Source organism: Streptomyces sp. NPDC028305 (genome assembly GCF_055569495.1).
Window position 1 is genome coordinate 358049 of sequence record NZ_JBVHTN010000009.1, and the last position, 13632, is coordinate 371680.

Annotated in this window: 14 protein-coding genes and 2 pseudogenes; 6 read left to right on the plus strand and 10 right to left on the minus strand. The window is 69.1% G+C overall.

Annotated features, from left to right (window positions below; genetic code table 11):
• The first annotated feature begins 18 nt into the window (after positions 1-18).
• A complete protein-coding gene (locus ACZ4WQ_RS36725; protein WP_398375064.1) occupies positions 19-1179 on the plus strand; it encodes a hypothetical protein in 1161 nt (386 codons plus the stop codon).
• On the plus strand, positions 1169-1576 hold the full coding sequence (locus tag ACZ4WQ_RS36730) for a hypothetical protein (protein ID WP_311724066.1): 408 nt from the start codon (positions 1169-1171) through the stop codon (positions 1574-1576). Before ACZ4WQ_RS36725 ends, ACZ4WQ_RS36730 begins: the two co-directional genes overlap by 11 nt.
• Before the next feature lie 148 nt (positions 1577-1724).
• Here ACZ4WQ_RS36730 and ACZ4WQ_RS36735 read toward each other — a convergent pair whose 3' ends face one another.
• From ACZ4WQ_RS36735 to ACZ4WQ_RS36745, 3 genes are all read right to left on the minus strand, one after another.
• Positions 1725-2171: a nuclear transport factor 2 family protein gene (locus tag ACZ4WQ_RS36735; protein ID WP_311724067.1), complete on the minus strand. Its 447-nt coding sequence runs from the start codon at positions 2169-2171 to the stop codon at positions 1725-1727.
• A gap of 248 nt (positions 2172-2419) precedes the next feature.
• Positions 2420-2836 carry a nuclear transport factor 2 family protein gene (locus tag ACZ4WQ_RS36740; RefSeq protein WP_385338249.1) on the minus strand — a complete coding sequence of 139 codons (417 nt, stop codon included), beginning with the start codon at positions 2834-2836 and terminating at the stop codon, positions 2420-2422.
• Positions 2837-2942: 106 nt separating this feature from the next.
• A complete protein-coding gene (locus ACZ4WQ_RS36745; RefSeq protein WP_398375067.1) occupies positions 2943-3374 on the minus strand; it encodes an Rrf2 family transcriptional regulator in 432 nt (143 codons plus the stop codon).
• Between the two features lie 172 nt (positions 3375-3546).
• Here ACZ4WQ_RS36745 and ACZ4WQ_RS36750 point away from each other — a divergent pair.
• Positions 3547-3693 (plus strand): annotated as a pseudogene (locus ACZ4WQ_RS36750) (AAA family ATPase); the annotation flags it as partial.
• Between the two features lie 55 nt (positions 3694-3748).
• Positions 3749-5377, plus strand: coding sequence for a VWA domain-containing protein (locus ACZ4WQ_RS36755; RefSeq protein ID WP_398375068.1), 1629 nt, complete (start codon positions 3749-3751; stop codon positions 5375-5377).
• A gap of 165 nt (positions 5378-5542) precedes the next feature.
• On the opposite strand, the gene ACZ4WQ_RS36760 is transcribed toward ACZ4WQ_RS36755, so the two are convergent.
• Positions 5543-6169 carry a LysE/ArgO family amino acid transporter gene (locus tag ACZ4WQ_RS36760; protein ID WP_311724070.1) on the minus strand — a complete coding sequence of 209 codons (627 nt, stop codon included), beginning with the start codon at positions 6167-6169 and terminating at the stop codon, positions 5543-5545.
• Between the two features lie 70 nt (positions 6170-6239).
• Here ACZ4WQ_RS36760 and ACZ4WQ_RS36765 point away from each other — a divergent pair, with 70 nt between their 5' ends.
• A complete protein-coding gene (locus ACZ4WQ_RS36765; protein ID WP_398375221.1) occupies positions 6240-7145 on the plus strand; it encodes a LysR family transcriptional regulator ArgP in 906 nt (301 codons plus the stop codon).
• 239 nt (positions 7146-7384) lie between these two features.
• Here ACZ4WQ_RS36765 and ACZ4WQ_RS36770 read toward each other — a convergent pair whose 3' ends face one another.
• From ACZ4WQ_RS36770 to ACZ4WQ_RS36785, 4 genes are all read right to left on the minus strand, one after another.
• Positions 7385-7867 (minus strand): nitroreductase family deazaflavin-dependent oxidoreductase, encoded by a 483-nt coding sequence (locus tag ACZ4WQ_RS36770; RefSeq protein ID WP_311724071.1) that lies wholly within the window; start codon positions 7865-7867, stop codon positions 7385-7387.
• Between the two features lie 204 nt (positions 7868-8071).
• Complete coding sequence (locus ACZ4WQ_RS36775) at positions 8072-8953, minus strand: ABC transporter substrate-binding protein (RefSeq protein WP_398375072.1); 882 nt, start codon at positions 8951-8953, stop codon at positions 8072-8074.
• A 67-nt stretch (positions 8954-9020) separates the two neighbouring features.
• Complete coding sequence (locus ACZ4WQ_RS36780; RefSeq protein WP_385338240.1) at positions 9021-9746, minus strand: SDR family NAD(P)-dependent oxidoreductase; 726 nt, start codon at positions 9744-9746, stop codon at positions 9021-9023.
• 26 nt (positions 9747-9772) lie between these two features.
• Positions 9773-9910: a hypothetical protein gene (locus ACZ4WQ_RS36785; protein WP_398375074.1), complete on the minus strand. Its 138-nt coding sequence runs from the start codon at positions 9908-9910 to the stop codon at positions 9773-9775.
• 392 nt (positions 9911-10302) lie between these two features.
• Between ACZ4WQ_RS36785 and ACZ4WQ_RS36790 the strand changes: the two genes are divergently transcribed.
• Entirely contained in the window at positions 10303-11340 is a 1038-nt protein-coding gene (locus tag ACZ4WQ_RS36790) for a GlxA family transcriptional regulator (protein WP_398375075.1), read from the plus strand.
• Between the two features lie 902 nt (positions 11341-12242).
• Here ACZ4WQ_RS36790 and ACZ4WQ_RS36795 read toward each other — a convergent pair.
• Both ACZ4WQ_RS36795 and ACZ4WQ_RS36800 read right to left on the minus strand, forming a co-directional pair.
• Positions 12243-13448: a TDT family transporter gene (locus ACZ4WQ_RS36795; RefSeq protein WP_398375077.1), complete on the minus strand. Its 1206-nt coding sequence runs from the start codon at positions 13446-13448 to the stop codon at positions 12243-12245.
• Positions 13449-13461: 13 nt separating this feature from the next.
• Positions 13462-13554: pseudogene (locus tag ACZ4WQ_RS36800) on the minus strand (SAM-dependent methyltransferase); the annotation flags it as partial.
• Positions 13555-13632 lie beyond the last annotated feature (78 nt).

The following is a 13632-nucleotide window of genomic DNA, read 5'->3' on the forward strand; positions in this document are numbered from 1 at the left end:
GCGCCGGTCAACGGGCGGTTGGACGGCCAGCCCCGGCACGACGGGGCCATCGACTACAGCGATGCCGGCTTTCTGGCCCGGCACCTGAGCACGGCCTGCTTCATCGTGATCAGCTACCTGTCGGGGATGCGGGCAGGCGAAGTCCTCAGCCTTGAACGTGGCTGCGTCGAACGAGACCACGCCCACCACCTGGTCCTCCTGCGCGGCAGACACTGGAAGGGTGTCCGCGACGCTGCCGGCGACAAGATGCCCGAGGGCGAGATCCGGGCCGATCCGTGGGTCGTCACCGAGGCCGTCGCCACCGCCGTCGCCGTCCTGGAACGGCTGCACACGAGCACCTGGCTGTTCCCGGCGACGTTGTTCACCGACGGCCGCGACGGCGCGACCATCCTGCGCAGCCGCGTCGGCGGCTCCCGGTCGGAGATCCGAATCAACCACGACATCGCCGAATTCCTGGCTTGGGTCGAGACCTACTGCACCGAGCACGGCCGCGGCGATCACATCCCGCCCGACCCGGTCCACCCGGTCATCTATTCCGCTCGCTTGCGCCGCACCCTGGCCTGGTTCATCGTCCGCCGGCCACGGGGCCTGGTTGCCGCCGCCATCCAATACGGACACCTCCGCGTCCAGATGACCCTCGGCTACGCCGGAAACTACGCCTCGGGCTTCCCCGACGACCTCGCCTTCGAAGACTGGCTGGCCCGGCTGGACACCCTCGCCGACGCACACCAGCGCCTACGTGAAGGCGAGCAGGTCAGCGGCCCAGCAGCCGAGACCTACCGGCACCGCGTCCAGGCCGCCACTCGCTTCGCCGGCCGGGTCCTGCGCACCAAGCGGCACGCCAACACCATGCTCGCCAACCCCGACCTGCAGATCTTCCCCGGCAAGGGCATGACCTGCGTCCTGGACCCCAAGCGGGCAGCCTGCCGCCTGCGCAGCGAGGAGGACAGCACCCGTCGCACCCCCGACCTCGACGACTGCCGCCCGAACTGCATCAACATCGCGCGGACAGATCGCGACATCGAACACGTCCTCGTCCAGATCGAGCGGCTACGACCGCTCGTCGACGACCCGCTGGCTCCCGCCTTCCGGCACGCCCGCGAACAGCACGAACTCGACCGCCTGGAACGAATCGTCACCGCCCACGGCTCGACCGGAGAACCCCACGATGGCCACTGACCACGACGACGAACGCGCCGCCATCACCGCAGCGATCCAACGGCTCCTCGACGGCTGTCCAACCCGGTCCACCGGGGCGCTCACCACGCTGCAACTCGCCGCCGAGGCAGGCGTCAAGCGCTGGGTCCTCACGCACAAGCACGTTGACCTCAAAGAAGAATTCGCCCGCCGAAAGTCCAAAGCGAACGGCATCCCACCCGCGTTCCAGCATCTGCACGCCCGCGCCATCGACGCCGAAGCCGCCGCCCAGGCCCTGCGGGAGGACAACGGCCGGCTTCGCGAGCGCGTTGCCGTCTATGCCCAGGTCATCCACGAACTCCGCACCGAGCTGGACCGGCGCACCGACAACAACACCCAGCGCAGTCCCGTCCGGAGCCTCCCCACCAGCATCACCTGATGCGCGGGAACGGCAGGTGAACCGTGATCGATTGCCATTGAGCGGTACTTAAGTGGCCCGAGCGGGGGAATCTGGCTGGCCGCTGATGCGCGGGGGGAGAGCGGAGCCCATCGGTCCCCTTGGTGCAGTTACGAACAGGTCGTGCCGGCTACATGCTGTCGCGTACGGACTGACCCCAGGACGCTCCGTCGGTGTGGGTGCCTGCGAAGTCGGGGTCTTCGTAGATGTGGAGCCTTTTGATCTTTTCGCCCTGGAACTCGAACACGTTGCAGAAGAGTCCGAAGGATGAGGATCCGTCGGGGAACTTCACACCGGATGTCGTCTCTCCCTTGACGGCCCCTTCGACGACGACGTAGTCGCCGGACGTGAGGACGTTGAAGTGCGCGATGTCGTGCTCGATGTCAGCGATGCCCCGGGCGAAGCCTTGGGCGAAGGCCCCGATCTGCGCCAGGCCCTTGGCGGTTCCGAACTTCGGGAAGAACATCTGCGCGTCGTCCGTGAAGAGTTCGAGGAGTGCCGGATCGGCGGCATCGACCAGGCGGAAGTACTGGATGGCTGTTGCTTCGCGCTGCGCGTGGAGGTCGTTTTCGTTCATGGTTCGTTCCGCTTTCCGTGTTGCCGATGCTCGTGGTTTCCAAGGAGCACCGTTTCAACCTGATTCGTTTTAGGAGTCGCGTCGGCCCGCCGAGGAGTGCGCGGCTTGGCACCACCTGATCTGACGACTGGGACGCCTGTACGCGACCGGGGAGAGAGATCCGCCGACAGCTGCGGCCGTGTCTCGGCTGACCCTCTGCGCACATGCCCGGCTGCCCCGGGCCGCAGGGGCCCCTGAGTGCCCTCCGCTCAGCCGGCCTTGAACGCCTCGGCGACGGTCAGCGTGTCCTCGTACAGGCGCATGCGAGCGATCCGGCCGCCCTCGACCGCCAGGTGTATGGCCACCGGTGTGGTGAACTCCTTGCCGCTGGCCACGGCGGTGTGCGTGAAGACCGCCAGCAGCACCACGTCACCACCGTCGACGATGAAGCGCTCCAGCACGACCTTGCTCTGGCCGTGCGCGAAGTGCGGCCACATCGTGGTGAAGTACGGCGCGACCTCCTCCCGGCGGGTACGGCGCCCGGTCCAGGGCAGCGCGTCACTGCCGGGGACGTGCCAGTCGATCTCCTCGGAGAACAGTTCCTGGATGCCGTCGGGGTCCTGCCTGCCGAGGCGCTCCAGGAACTTCTCGGCCACGGTCCGCGATGTCTGAGTGTCTGTTGTCATCGTCCTTGTCCTTGTCTTCTATCTCTTCGTCGACGTAATCGTTTTGGTTACATCGGTGGCTGTGGAATGCGACTCCCCTCGGTCAGGGGAAGTGCGCGGTCCGAGGTCAGGGGGCTTTCAAGACGTCCCGCAGTACGTCCTCCAGCGTGGTCTTGGCCAGCTCCCTGCACAGGGCGGCCTCCACGTCGTCGTACACGGCGGTCATTGCCGGCCCGATGCCGTGGCCCACGACGCACTCGGGGTCCGGTGTCGCGCGATGCAGGGCGAAGACCGGCCCCGGTTCGATCGCCTGATAGACGTCGAGCAGAGTGATCGCCGACAGGTCCCGCGCGAGCATCCAGCCCGCCCCCGCACCTCGCCGTGAATCGGCCAGGCCGGCCTTGCGCAGCTCACCCAGCAGGCGGCGGATCACCACGGGGTTGGTGTTGACGCTCGTCGCGATCTGCTCGGAGGTGGCGACCTCGTGGCCACGCCGCTGATACAACCCGATCCATGTCAGGGCGTGCGCCGCGATGGTCAGCCTGCTGTTGGCACTCATGTCGGACTCCACCTCCCGTGCCCCTCGATTCTAATCGTAACTATATCTGTTACAACTGCATGCGGCAAGTCCTGCGGGGCTGGCTGGACCCGCCTCGTCAAGGAGCACGCCACCCACAGGACCTCAAGATCACCCGGTGGCGGGTTTCTGGCGTATCTGGGTCATGCCCGAATTGGAGAAGCTGCGTGAGGAGGCGGCGAGCGCCGGGCGCTCCACCGCCGCCATCGATCGGGTCACCGGCCGCCAGCGCGCCGTCCGCGCCCGCGTTCTCACCGAGGCCCTCGGCGTGGACGCGAGCATGGTGCAGGCCCACCTCTGAACACCGGCGGGACAGGACCACGGACAGGACCACGGACAGGGCCACGGACGGGACCATGGACAGGACACCGAGCGAGCCCGACGAGTCGGCGAGCCGATCCCGGAAGCGGCTGGGCGTGTCCGCCGCCGTTCCCGAGCAGCACACCGCGGCCGTGGTCGCGGACCGGTTCGACCGGATCGCATGGCGCGACACCTATGAACAGTCGGCCGGACTGCGCGATCTGGCCGAGGAGTTGAACGAGCGCTACGACTACGCCGCCGACCTCCTGACCGACGCGTTCCTGGCTGCCTACAAGGCCGGCCCGCGGTTGCGCGAGCGCACGGAGATGGCCCCTTCCCGGCTGGTCAACCACCAGGTCATCACCTCACTGATGGAGTCACTGGAGTTCGCCGAGCTGCGCCGGGAGACGGCCGGCGACCCTTACGCCGCCGCCATGGCCGTGCTCGCCCAGGCCGCCGCGCTGCGCCGGATGCTGGAGTACTCCCGTCAGGCCCAGGAACAGGGCGAGCAGGCGAAGAAGACACAGCGGGACGCCGAAGACGCGGCGACCGCCGTGGGCGAGGCACTCCAGCAGGCCGCCGACGCGGCCGGCGAGGCCGATGGGGACGGCACCGTGCCGGCCCCGGCCGCCGATGCCGTACAACAGGCGATCGAGGCCGCCGCAGACGCCGCGGCCGCGGCGCGGCAGGCCGCCCAGGACGCCGCACAGGCCCTGACGGCGGCAGCCGCCGGCATTCGCGCCGCCGCGCGGAACGCGGCGGCGCAGGCAGCCGAGGCCGTGCGGCAGGAGGCCGCGCTGATGCAGGCGTGGGGTGTTGCTCCCGGCGAGCTGGAGCGGATGCCGTTCGACCAGCGCGCACGGCTCGCCGAGCGACTGCGCACCGGCCGCCTCGCGCAGTGGGCCGAGCTGATTGGCCGCTTCCGGCCGATGGCCAGGGGTGAGCGCGCCCGCAAGGTGGAGAACGCGGCCGGGGAACTGGTCGGCGTCACGCTCGGCAACGACCTCTCCCGCGTCATCCCCTCCGAGCTGGCCAACCTCGGCCTGCCCGAGCTGCGCGCGGTGTTCGCCGTGCGTTACGCCGCCGGGGAGCTGATGCTCTACGACAGCCAGGGAGAGCAGGCCACCGGCCAGGGCGCCATCATCGCGTGCGTGGACACCTCGCACTCCATGTACGAGGCAGGGCCAGGCGGAGTCACCCGGGAGGCATGGGCCAAGGCGTGCGCCCTGGCGCTGCTGGACCAGGCCCGCCACGCGGGGCGTGACTTCGTCGGCATCCTGTTCTCCGCCGCCGGTAAGATCCAGGTCTTCCGCTTCCCGGCCGGCCGGCCCGCCGGCATCGACCGGATCCTCGACTTCGCGGAGACCTTCCTCGGCGGCGGAACCAGCTACCAGACGCCGCTGACAGCGGCCGGTGAACTGCTGGAGAAGGAGTTCAACGACGCCGCCCGCACACGCGGCGACATCGTGATGATCACCGACGACGAATGTGGTGTCACCGAGGAATGGATGCGCGGCTGGAATGACGCCAAGCGCCTGTTGGGCTTCCGTGTCTTCGGCGTGGCCATCGGCGCCCCGCGCGCCGCCGAAACCGACTCGGTCCTGGAGGCCCTGTGCGACAACCTCCGCTCCATTGAGGACCTCACCGACGTCCACGCCGCCGCCGACCTCTTCCGCGTGATCTAGGGGCCGTCTTCAAACGGATCTTGCCCGTCTTGCCCAGGGAAGGGACGACGTCAAGCCCTCCCGGAAGCGATGCGCGCCCGCGACAAGACCGCGGTGAGCGCCCTGCTTCGTTTCCTCGACGGCCACGGCACCCCGTAGAACACGGCAGATCCGCTGGAAGCGCGGTCAGAGGGTGCGGACCAGGAGCATGGCGCCCATCACGAGCATGGTGGCCGCGACGAGGGTGTCCAGCGCCCGCCAGGCGGTGGGGCGGGACAGGACGCCGCTGAGGAGTCGGGCGCCGTAGCCGAGGCCGGCGAACCAGACCAGGCTTGCCAGCATCGCCCCGAGGCCGAAGACCCAGCGCAGCGAGCCGCGGTCGGCGGCGACCGAGCCGAGCAGCAGCACGGTGTCCAGGTACACGTGCGGGTTGAGCCAGGTCATGGCCAGGCAGGTGAGCACTGCGGTGCGCACGGAGCCCGCCGAGGCGCCCTGCGTCGTGAGCGCTTGCCCGGTGGCGGGCCGCAGCGCGCGACGGGCGGCCAGAATGCCGTAACAGATCAAGAAGGCGCCACCGGCCAGGCCGACCGCGGTCAGTGCGGCGGGCCACGCGGTGACCACGGCGCCGAGCCCGGCCACGCCGAGGGCGATGAGGACTGCGTCGGACGCGGCGCAGATGCCGACCACCGCGAGTACAGCCTGCCCGCGCGCGCCCTGGCGCAGGACGAACGCGTTCTGTGCGCCGATGGCGACGATGAGGGACAGGCCTGTACCGAATCCGGCGATGCCCGCCGAGAGAATGCCGCTGTTCATGGCCTCCGACGTTATGGATCACCACGGCATTAGTACAGCTAAAGTTTCTTAACTACCATTAGTTGCTATGATGACTGAGCTGCCCATCGATCAGGTGCGTACGCTGCTGGCCGTCGTCGACGAGGGCACCTTCGACGCCGCGGCCGCCGCTTTGCACGTGACACCTTCCGCGGTCAGCCAGCGGATCAAGACGCTGGAGCAGCGCACCGGGCGGGTGCTGCTGATGCGTACGAAACCGGTCCGGCCGACGGAGTCCGGGCAGGTGGTGGTGCGGTTTGCGCGCCAGCTGGCCGCCCTGGAACGGGAGGCGCAGACGGAGCTGGGGATCGCGGCCGGAGCCGGTCCGGCCCGGTTGCCCATCGCGGTGAACGCGGACACCCTGGCCACCTGGTTCCTGCCAGCCCTGACGCGGGTGCCGCAGAGCCCGCCGGTCTGCTTCGACCTGCACCGCGAGGACGAGGCACACACCGCGGCGCTGCTGCGCGAGGGGCAGGTGATGGCGGCCGTGACATCGTCGGCGGAGCCGGTGGCGGGCTGCATGGTGCGCCCGCTGGGCCGGGCGCGGTACCTGGCGGTGGCGAGCCCGCGGTTTGCGGAGCGCCATCTGTCGACCGGGCCGCTGGAGCGCTGTCTGCCCGACGCCCCGGTGATTGTTTTCGATCGGCGTGACGAACTCCAGGACCGGTTCGTTCGGTCCCTCACACCTGACGGGTCGGGCGCCAGTCGGATCCGGCACTACGTACCCACGTCGGAAGGCTTCTGCGACGCGGTGGCCGCCGGTCTCGGCTGGGGCCTGGTCCCGGAGCCGCAAACGGAACCGCTGCTGCGGTCGGGCGCTCTTACGGAACTGGCGCCGGGGCGGCGGGTCGATGTGCCGCTCTACTGGCAGCAGTGGAAGCTGGATGTGCCGGCACTCGCACTCGTGGCGGAGACGATTGCCGCCGCGGCAGCCGAGTCCCTGCACACCGGCGACTGATGCCGCGCCCCGCCGCCCCACCGGCACGGTAGGGGAGGAGGCGCGCCCGCCCTGGCGGACGTCGGCAGACGGCGGAGGCAGGGGTGTTGTCCCGTCTCACGAGGCCTCGCCTCTGTCTCACCGAACCTTGTTCAGTTCGCATTCCGGGAACAAGGTAGGTGAGTCCGTCCAGGCCGGCGCCGGGCTCCTATCCCCAGCCGCGCGGCGCCTTGCCGGGCCGAGCGAGTGGGGTCCGAAGCTCAGTTCCTCGTCGGCGCCGGGGCCTTCGCCGGCCCGGCCAGGTGCTCGGGTTCGAGTACGAAGACTGGGATCACGCGGTCGGTCTTCTCCTGGTATTCGGCGTACGGCGGATACACGGCGACCGCTCGCTGCCACCACTGGACCTTCTCGTCCCCGGTGAGCTCACGGGCCATCATGCCCTGGCGTTCGGGGCCGTCCTGGAGATCCACCTGCGGGTCGGCCTTGAGGTTGAAGTACCAGACCGGGTGGCGCGGGAAGCCGCCCTTCGAGGCCACCGCCGCGTACCGCCCCTCGTGCTCCACGCGCATCAGTGGAATCTTGCGGATCCTGCCGCTCTTCGCGCCGCGCATCGTGACAATGACGACCGGCAGGCCCGTGTCCCAGAGTGTTGTGCCCTGTGTGCCACCCGAACTCTCATACAGCTCGACCTGTTCGCGCACCCACTGCGCCGGACTCGGCTCGTACTCGCCCTCAAGAGGCATCGCATTCACCCCATTGTCGTGTACGGATTATGTCCCGACAGTCCAACACAAACCTCGCGTGAAGGGGAGACTGCCACTCCCGCTCTGCCGACAACTTCAAGTGAGACAGCAAGGTTCCGGTGTCGCACCCGGCGGTCCCTGCCACGCGGCGGAGCCGCACATCAACACTGAGGGAAGGGGTGGGGAAAGATCCGCCGGACACCCCTACGGTGTGGTGGTTGCCGTGCGGTAGAACTCGGCCGCGGTGACGGTGGCGGGGACCCCGAGTTCGGCGGCGACCGCGGTGATCGCGGTGGCGCCGACCGCGAGGTCGACTCGGCCGTCGGTGGTGTAAGACGGCGCGATGAACGCCTCGTAGTGGGCTCGGACTTCGTCCTCGGTATGTCGGCCGAGGAACGTCTGCATGTGCCGCACCGTGGTGTCGGGGTCGTTGTGGATCACCTGGAGGGCGCGCCGGTGGGCTCGTACGACGGCCTGGACCGCGGGGTCGTCCGGGTCGGTGCGGGTGGGGTCGACGGCCACGCCTACGGTGGGGATCTTGAAGTGGCCGCCGACCCAGGCCAGCATCTGCCAGCCGTGCTCGGCGGCTACCGCCTCCGGTGCCATGGTGCTGCCGACCAGGGCGGCATCGATGCTGCCGTCCTGTAGTCGGCGCAGGTCCATGCCGTAGTCGCCGGGGCGGCGGACGATGGCCTGGACGTCGCGGTCCGGGTCGAGGCCGGCCTGGCGCAGCACGATCCGGGCGAAGCACCCGGGCGCGGTGTGCGGGGCGTGCACCGCCAGCCGCCGGCCGGCCAGGTCGGCCAGGGAGGTCAGGCCGGGGCGGGCAGCGAGGAACCAGAACAGCGGGCTGTAGGTGTTCACGTTGAGTGCGACCCAGGGGATGCCATCGGTCAGTCGGGACAGCAGTGCCCGACCCAGCCCGATGGTGGCGCCGTGGCGCAGCTGCTCCTCGTCCCAGGAGCAGCCGTCGCGCAGTGCGACGTGGACGCCCTCGTCGGCGTAGTAGCCCTCCTGGTCGGCGATGTAGGCGACCAGTTCCTCGTGCAGGCCCCGCCCGACGTAGGCGAGATCGATCGTGTACATGATCGCTTCCCTTGGTCGTGTCACCGCCATGCGGCCGCGCGTGCCCCGTGCGCGGGACAGCGGGACGTCAGTACATGGACATCCCGCCGTTGACCGCGGCCGTGGTGCCGGTCATGAAGGTGTTGTCCTCGCCGACGTAGAAGGCGACCGCTTGGGCGACGTCGGCAGGGTGTGCCAGGCGGCCCAGGGGGGTGGCGGCCAGCTGGCGCTGCCTGTGCGCATCGTCGAGCACATCCGCGATGCGGGTGTCCTCCACCGGGCCCGGCGCGACGATGTTGACCGTGATGCCCTGCGGGCCCAGTTCCTGGGCGAGGTACCGGGCAAACTGCTCCAGGGCGGCCTTGGACGTGCCCAGCGCGATCATGTACTCCCGGGGCCGGCGGCTGAGGCCGGTACCGATGTAGACGATGCGCCCCCAGCCCTGTTCGGTCATGGCGGGCAGGACGGCTTTGGTGACCGTGAACGCCGCACGCATCTCGTCGTTGAGCTTGCCGCCCAGTTCTTCCCATGTCATGTCCTGGAACGACTTGATCGCGTACGGGATGAGCGCGTTGTGTACCAGCACGTCAATGCCGCCCCATGCCGCCTTGACCTGCTCGACCATGCTCTCGACCGCCGCTGCCTCGCGCACATCGGCCTGCACGGCCATGGCCCGGCCTCCTGCGGCCTTGATGTCGGCCACGACCTTCTCGGCTGCGCTGCTGCTGCGCAGGTAGTCGACCACCACGCGCATCCCCCGCTCGGCCAGCAGGCCCGCGGTGGTCGCCCCGATTCCGCTGCTGGCCCCCGTCACCAATGCCACCCTGCCGGTTACCCCATTCACGGGCCCACCTCCTGCTCATCACCGCTGGCTGTCGGTATGCCCACCGGTCCCCGTCGGTGCCCGTCCCGGAGCAACTCGGCGAGCCGCCGGTAGACCATCGCGTCCGAACGCTGCTCCACGTACTGGTGCGGCATGGCCCCGCCTCGCCCTGGCGCGCACTGAGCCGCGCCCATCACCTCGGCCGCCGCCATGGTTCCCAGGGTGGCTCCACATTCCCGCGCTGCCAAGGCACCCTTTCCGGGCATGTGGCGTGACCAAATGCTGTGATCTTGTCCGGCGCCGAGGAAAAGGTCGTGCGCGGCATGTACGCGTATGAAGAGCGGACTCGGAGGATTTGCCTCCCAGCAGGGAGCAAGCCGGTCATGGTCTCGGTTCTGGCCGAAGGCGCAGAATGGGCGCAGGGAAATCCGGCGAACGGGGGTCCGGCCCGGCTGTGATCGGCTTCCTGATCCGCCTTGGAACACTCGCCGACCAGCACGCAACGGGTCGCTGGTCTCCGCACCGCGCATCGGCCCGGAGGCATCCGATGAACCACAAGCGCCCTGGGAACCACAAGCGCCCTGGAACGGGGCCGCTCACCGTGACAGTGTTCGTCTTCCCGGGGGTTCGGCTGCTCGATGTGACCGGCCCCATCGAGGTATTCGCTTCGGCGAACGAGTTCGGCGGGCGCTATCGAGTGCAGATTGCGTCCGAGGGCGGGGCGGAGGTGATCACCTCCGCCGGGACCCGCCTCAGCGCTGACCTGCGTGTCGACGACGTACATGAGCCGTCCGACGTTTTGGTGATCCCGGGCGGTCCGGAATGGGAAACGCTGATCAAGGATGACGCGCTCTTGGATGCCGTTCGGCGGCTGCATGCCAACGCCCGCTGCACGGCATCGGTGTGTACGGGGGCGTTTCTGCTGGCAGCGACCGGACTGTTGGATGGGCGTCGCGCAGCGACGCACTGGCGGCACTCACGGCAACTGGCCCTGCGTTTCCCGTCCGTGCGAGTCGAACCAGACGCCATCTTCGTGAGGGACGGGCGAATGATGACCTCGGCAGGTGTGAGTGCCGGCATCGACCTGGCCTTGGCGCTCGTCGAAGATCACTACGGTGCAGAGGTTGCGCGAGCGGTGGCCAAGGACATGGTCGTCTTCATGCAGCGACCGGGAGGCCAGTCCCAATTCAGTGTCCGCTCCCAGGTCCCGCACTCCCGCCGGGAGACGCTCCGCCGGATGCTGGACGAGGTCGCTCAGAACCCCGGGGCCAACCACACCGTGTCGGCCATGGCACGCAGGGCAGGCATCAGCGTCCGTCACGTGACCCGGCTCTTCTACGACGAGGTGGGAACCACCCCGGCCCGGTATGTGGAGCAGGTCCGGTTGGAAGCTGCCCGAGTGCTGCTGGAGACGGGTGATGACTCCCTGCCGGTGGTGGCGCGGCGTACAGGCTTCGGCTCGCCTGAGTCGATGCGCAGAGCATTTGTACAGCACCTGGGTGTGACGCCCGGTGCCTACCGGGTCAGTTTCCGCATGACCGGCGTGGGCACGAAGGATTCGGAGTCCGAATCCGTCTCGCTGTAGACCTCGCGGTCATGGCCGTGGACCAGGTCACAGACGTGGTGGTGGTCCCGAACGAGCGGACCCCCTCGGGTGTGGCCGAGAGGGGTCCGCAACAGCGGATCGCGCTGTGGCGCGGGAACCCGCCTTCCGCACTGCGGCAGGCGGCGTGGTCAGCGGAAAGCGGATGCCACGAGATCCTTCTGCTCGCCGGCATGCCGCCGGGCAGAGCCCACGGCCGGCGTCGGCGCCGGGGGTCGGCTGACGCATCCGACAGGACGGTTCGCCAGCCGCTGCACGTGTGGCCCCACGAACACAAGCCATTCATTGAGGCCGAATTCCAGCCCATACAGCGCCGGCTGTCCGGCGCGGGATTGCGACGCCACGATGTGGATCGCCTTCTTTCCTCATTCCATGCGACCAATGGCGGACACGGCCAGTCTGGCTGATTATCCCCATCCGCCCAGGGTGCTGCTTCCGCCTGGTATCCGCTGACGAAGCGAACCCATCCGACCGTCACGCCATCGACGGTATGACAGTGTGGGAGATGAGAGAGACATGTGAATGTGCCATAACGGCGGCAGATGAGGACATGGCATCAAGGCGGCGGTCTTTGCGTGGAATGCTGGCATGGCGCCGCGCGTCTTGATCCGACGCCGTGGAGTCCCCGCGGCCCGAGGTCACTGCTGTCCGGATGGTGGTTGCAGGCGACGGTCGCGACCCTATGGGCCGGCAAGTGGCCCGGCTTTCAGTACTGGGCGAGGCCGCCCGGCGGAGCCGGACCGGCGAACAACCGTCCCGCGATTCACCCGGGCTGGGGATCGTCGAGGCGACGCTGCGCGCCTGCGACCACTTCCGTCCGCAGTTGGCCCAGCCGATCGACGACTGCTCGGGTACCCCGCGGCGACGGTGGTGTAGTGGTCGCGTCACCGTCCCTCCGGCTCGACGGTCCCCCGGTGCGCGTGTCCGCCGACGGGCCGGCGCCACACGTGCCGGGCGGCATGGCGCAGGGAGTGGCCGGCCACCACCACCCAGGCGATGACGAGCAGCCCGTAGAACACCACGGCCATCCAGACGAACACTTCCGAACCGGTCCGCGCCGCAAGGGCGCCGGTGGCCGTCACGCAGGCGCCGACCGGGAAGATGAACGACCACCAGGTGGGCGCGAAAGGGAGCCCGGCCCGGATCGCCCGTACAGTCAGCCCCGTGGCCAGCACCAGCCACAGCATGGCGAAGCCCCACACCACAATCCCGCCCAGCAGCGCGAACACCGCGGCGCCCCCCGCGTAGGGCGCGGGCAGCGCGCTCGGAGCTACCGCGGCCAGCGCTCCGAGCGCCGTCACCGACTGGCCCAACGCCCCCGCCCCGATCCACACCGTAGGCACCACCGTTCCCGTGGGGGCCTCATGGTGCACCAGGCGGCCGTAAATCATGGCCAGCACCAGCAGCGCCGAGACCAGGCCGAGCCCGAGCATCGCGTAGCAGCCCAGCAGCAGGGCAAGCCGTACCTGTCCAGCCGGCGCATGAGGGACGAGCAGCGCGCCCGTCGCGGCCGAGACCATCGGTGGCACCACCGGCATCAGCCAGCCCCCGAACGCCGCGTCCGGCGCGAAGCGGTGCCGGGTGACCATCAGATAAGGCACCGTGCAGGCCGTGACAAGACCGAGCACGGTACCGAGCGACCACAGCACCCAGCCCACGTCCAGCGCCGCCTCGAGCCCGATCAGCCGGTGGCCGAGCAGCAGCGCCCCGGAGCCCACCGTGAGCAGCGCCATCGGCGGCGCGCCGAAGAACTGGGCTGTCACCGGATCACCGGAGTGCAACCGCAGCGCCCGCTGCCGGAGGTAAGCGACAGCCAGCAGGAGCAGCAGGAGCGCGGCGCCCAGCCAGACCACCATGGCGGCAGTCCGCAGCCCGTGGAAGCTCCTTGGCAGGGTGACCGCCGCGTTGGCGACGATGCCAGTGCCCATCACGGCCGCGAACCAACTGGGGCCGAGGAGCGGACGCCTCGTTCTGTTTGCCGTAGGCGCCAGAGGGCCGACGCACGGGGAACAACTCATTCCGCAAACCCTATGTTCGGTTGCGGCAGTGCTGTCGATCATGTCCTGATGTAAGCGCTGCATGGCACACATCTGGACGGCTGGCCTATGGACGTCGCGCAAGGAAGACGAACTCTGCGCCCGGCCGGTCAGGCGCGTCGCGGACGTCCTCCACCCTGTAGCCGTGAGCGGTCAGGTCCGTCGTGGTGTCGGCGTTGTGCGGGGGCTCTGCGATGGACTTGGCCGGTCCCTTCTACGGCGGTCCTTAGCGGTCCTT